Origin of the sequence: Streptomyces sp. SID3343, assembly GCF_009865215.1 — a bacterium.
Lineage (GTDB): Bacteria > Actinomycetota > Actinomycetes > Streptomycetales > Streptomycetaceae > Embleya.
Genome location: NZ_WWJX01000139.1, coordinates 1 through 949 on the forward strand (window position 1 = coordinate 1; position 949 = coordinate 949).

1 protein-coding gene is annotated in these 949 nt (G+C 73.6%); it reads left to right on the forward strand.

Translation table 11 applies throughout. The features are described from left to right. Positions 1 to 671 precede the first annotated feature (671 nt). On the forward strand, positions 672 to 949 hold a 278-nt coding region (locus GT354_RS04405; protein ID WP_202511509.1), incomplete at its 3' end, for a hypothetical protein.

Genomic DNA, 949 nt, shown 5'->3' on the forward strand with positions numbered 1-949 from the left:
GGGACCGGCGTTGGCCCGACCGGGTCCGAAGCCTTGGGGCGGCAGCCTGGGGTCCGAAGCGTGGGGCTCGAAGCCCGGGGTCCGAGAGGGCGCTTGGGCGCGACACTGGCGAAGCCCCACACGGTTTCGGTCGGGGTCCGCGTTGGTTGGGACCGGCGTTGGCCCGACCGGGTCCGAAGCCCTGGGGTCCGAAGCCCGGGGCTCGAAGCCCGGGGCTCGAAGCCCGGGGTCCGAGAGGGCACTTGGGCGCGACCCCGGCGAAGCCACACATGGTTTCGGTCGGGATCCGCGTTGGCTGGGACCGGCGTTCGCCCGACCGGGTCCGAAGCCCTGAGGGTCGAAGCCTCGTCCGAAGCCTGGGGTCCGAAGCGTGGGGCTCGAAGTCTGAGGGCCGAAGCGCGGGGCTCGAAGTCCGAGGTGCGAAACCCGGGCTCGAAGCGCGGGCCACGAAGTCCGAGGTGCGAAGCGCGACGCCCCGAAAGCCGGCGCTCCACCTCCGCAGCCGGCCGGTCCGAACCCGCCGTCGGCCTGGGGCATCCAGGAGTCATGGACGCCGGGCAACCTGTTCCGTGTCCCCGACGGCAAGGTCGTTCGCTCATTCCCTCGGTGCGGTCGGGCGTAGGCTCCGGCAGGTGGCGTGGGTGCGTGGTGCGGCCTGGAGAGTGCCGGTTGTGGCGCTGCTCGTTCAGGTGCTGTGGTGGGTGCCGACCGGTGTGGGGCGGGTCGGATGCGGCGTGCTCGCCGGACTCGCTTTCGCGGCCCTGCTCGGCGCGCGGCGTCGACTGCCCGGGACGGTGTTCACGGTCGTGCTCGGCGGCGCGGTACTGGTACACGCGGGAGTCGGGACCGCTCGGGTGCCGATGCTCGCGGTCGCGGTGGTCCCGGCGCTGTACGCGCTCGCGCGGCATCGTACCGCCGGGGTCTCGGCGGTCGGTGCGGGCGCGGTCAC